Source organism: Zhongshania sp. (assembly GCF_041584495.1).
In the GTDB taxonomy this organism is placed as follows: Bacteria; Pseudomonadota; Gammaproteobacteria; order Pseudomonadales; family Spongiibacteraceae; genus Spongiibacter.
The window spans coordinates 1-2,875 of the sequence record NZ_JBFHDY010000220.1 but is presented as its reverse complement, the minus strand read 5'-3'; the positions used below and the strand labels follow the sequence as shown (position 1 = coordinate 2,875).

The following is a 2,875-nucleotide window of genomic DNA, read 5'->3' as shown; positions in this document are numbered from 1 at the left end:
GCTCGTTTCATATCCCATCCGGCATCATTCAGAGCATCCGCGTATTGTGTCGCCCACTTCCATAGGCTTCGGTTTTGCTTGCCTGTGCGCTTTTTCTTTTCCGGCTCAAACTCTTCGCCAGCATCCACAAACTGAATCGTGCGCGACATTCCGCTGTTTTTGCGGAACTCCAAGTCTTTCAAAAACTGCTCAATGGCGTCGTCTGTTGTTAGGTCATATTTCACTGTCAATTCCTCCCAATCCCAAAGGGCGGCAAGCTCTGTTATCGTCATACGTTGCCAAACATCACGTAAGGTAGGGGGCGGTTATCTGAATTCGGCGTAAACTGCAAAGACTTACCGTGAAACCAGAAGCCGAAAGAACCTTCATACTCGCCGTGCCGCTGTTTGGCCACGGTCAGTATCTGATCTGGCTTATCTTCCTTCAGCATATCTTGATCGTCTGCCGTTGCCGTACCGAGCGCCACACGTTGCCGCGCTTCGTCCCGTTTTTTGTCTTTCCACGTTACAAACACGTTATCCGCAAGGTCTGTTATCTCGGAAGCGCCGCGAACGTCGAACTTTCCAGGCTTGCGACTTTCGTCCATCCCCTTGCGCATGTGACAGACAAGGTGGATATGGACTTTTAACCGCTTGGCCACCCACGCGAGGCGGTCAACAAACTGCTTTTGTGCCGTGTAGTCATCGGTTCCAAGCCCGCACTTTGTCAGCGAGTCAATCACAATGTGTTCACACTTAAGCTCTGATGCGGCATAGTTGACCATCCCCAAAATGCGCTCAGCTTCAACTGTATCTAATTGGTCATAAATAACCACACGCTGATCGAGAAATTCCAGAATCTGCCGTGCAAACTGTTCTGTTGGCTTGCACGTAGCCGCCTGCATCGCCATGCGTGACAATGTGCTTTCAGGCTCCATTTCCAGCGAGGCTATGCAAACTCGGCATTCCTTTGCCAGCCATAACATGACCTGCCCCAATATCATTGACTTCCTGTGGCCGTTAATCCCAGCCCAAATGCTCAACTCAGCCGGTCGAAGCCTTATGTGGTCGTGCGTCTTAGTCCACGGCAAGCACCTGCCCGTTATCTCCCTGCCGTTAACAAGCCGGTCAATCGTTGAATCAACAAACTCCCCCGCAAACTTTAATTCTTGGCTTTCCTGCTCCCCAATCATGTTGATGTATTCGGAAAAGTCTATGTTGCTTGGAATTATCATATCCAATCACGCCCTTGTGGTTTTTGTTGTCCAGCGCCTGACAAGTCTCTGAACTCTTCCAGCTTTGCGCCGTTTCTAAGTATTAACGTAAGGTCATCGTATTTGCGACCATTATCATTAACCCCCATGTGAAACTCTGATTTAGAGCAATTCACAATCGCCTGCTTTATTTCGTCAACAGAATAACCCTCTCGGAGTCTAGCTTTAATTTTCGACTTTCTCTCGGGGGTCAGTTTCGTATTACCTCCCTTTGCCATTACTTCAAGCCAAAAGTCAAAGACAGAGTGAACTTGTTCACGATAGTGTTTTTGTTCTGTATCTGTATCTGTATCTGTATCTAGCGGGGACAGTCGGGGACGGTCGGGGGACTGTCCCGTGACTGTCGGGGGACAGTCGGGGGCGGTCTGAGGCAGACACATAAGACCGTTCGCAGCGTCTATAATGTCATGTATCTTTTTGTTTCTTGTGGTTTTTTTGTCCAAGTACTTAGCCAGCTTAAGGCACGTTATTACCCCGCTAGTCTCATCAAAAAGCCCCAAATGGACAAGGAATTTCATAATTTCTTGAACCCTCATGGAGTCTATTTTTAGGTTGAATCCTATGACTTCTGCGTCATGTTCTAGCTCAAAAGTGATTCTATCTTTTGTGCCTAAATCGCCCGCTATCAGCTCCAAACAATACCAATAAACCGCATACCCTTCTGCGCCATAACGCATCCGAACTTTTGTTAGGTCGTTGCTGTCGTGTGCGTCCGTAAAATGTTTAAACCACTTCATTTAACACCTCGAATTCTCAAAAATGCCTCTCTCTCTGCCCGCTTTTCCTCTGTGGTCAGGCGGCGACCCTCTGCCCTAGCAGACTTGCATATCTCGATGAGAAATTCATCCTCGGAGGGAGTTTTGCGCCTGCGCGGGCCTATTGGCCGGAAGTGCTGAGAGTGGTCGTCAGGGAAAAGATCGGGGAGATTAAGGCCAATTGCGGCCATCATATCTAGGGGGGTGCATCCGGCGAAGCAGTGTATTAAAACCCTGCCGTCGTTTAGTTCCGTAATGCGCATTGATGGGGATTTATCGTCATGGGCTGGACAGCAAGCCATCCACTTGCCATCCCCCACTGATTTGACCAACTGAAGCCGGTCTACTATTGCCTGTGCTTTGGACACAAAAAAGCTCCTTTAATTGCCCCCCGGTCGTGGAAACCAGGGCGAGCACCGTTAAAAAACTGGCACCGGAGGGCAACTAAAAGAGCCTCGCAGTGCTTTGCCTTTTCCACTTTCCACGGTGGGCCACTGATTTTGCAGCGACAAGGGTATTATAAGCGATCATATCGAGCGCCTCAAGTCCGCAATAGTTGGACAAGTGTCGTATATATCGGTGTTATACGGCCTTCTCGTTACCCGCTTGTGGGCCACTGTATTCAATATCAAATTGGGTTTTGTGGCCGCACATGTAGCAGGTGGCAACATGGGTTGTGCCTTCACCGCAATCCTCTGATTCAAGATCAACGCCGAAATACTCTGCGCAGTCGTCGTTCTGACATTCAACCTCTATCTTGTGCATTAGTATCACTCCGTAGTTAGTAGTCCGTATAACAAAGCAAAATCAGTCGGACTCCGCTTCGCTGCGCCTCTGTTTTGCGGGGTTAAATCGACCTTCTCAAATG

The 2,875-nt window shown here is 49.0% G+C and carries 5 protein-coding genes; all 5 read right to left on the bottom strand.

The features are described 5' to 3' along the window. Window positions 1-224, bottom strand: a 224-nt coding sequence (locus ABYP33_RS18330; RefSeq protein WP_373092704.1) for a hypothetical protein, incomplete at its 3' end; no start/stop codon positions are given. Window positions 225-268: 44 nt separating this feature from the next. Next, window positions 269-1,213: a DnaB-like helicase C-terminal domain-containing protein gene (locus ABYP33_RS18325; protein WP_373092702.1), complete on the bottom strand. Its 945-nt coding sequence runs from the start codon at window positions 1,211-1,213 to the stop codon at window positions 269-271. Continuing rightward, window positions 1,210-1,989, bottom strand: coding sequence for a Lin1244/Lin1753 domain-containing protein (locus ABYP33_RS18320; RefSeq protein ID WP_373092700.1), 780 nt, complete (start codon window positions 1,987-1,989; stop codon window positions 1,210-1,212). The genes ABYP33_RS18325 and ABYP33_RS18320 overlap by 4 nt, the downstream gene beginning before the upstream one ends. Continuing rightward, on the bottom strand, window positions 1,986-2,375 hold the full coding sequence (locus tag ABYP33_RS18315) for a CHC2 zinc finger domain-containing protein (RefSeq protein ID WP_373092698.1): 390 nt from the start codon (window positions 2,373-2,375) through the stop codon (window positions 1,986-1,988). Before ABYP33_RS18315 ends, ABYP33_RS18320 begins: the two co-directional genes overlap by 4 nt. 214 nt (window positions 2,376-2,589) lie before the next feature. Continuing rightward, window positions 2,590-2,772 carry a hypothetical protein gene (locus tag ABYP33_RS18310; protein WP_372809466.1) on the bottom strand — a complete coding sequence of 61 codons (183 nt, stop codon included), beginning with the start codon at window positions 2,770-2,772 and terminating at the stop codon, window positions 2,590-2,592. Between the last annotated feature and the right edge of the window lie 103 nt (window positions 2,773-2,875).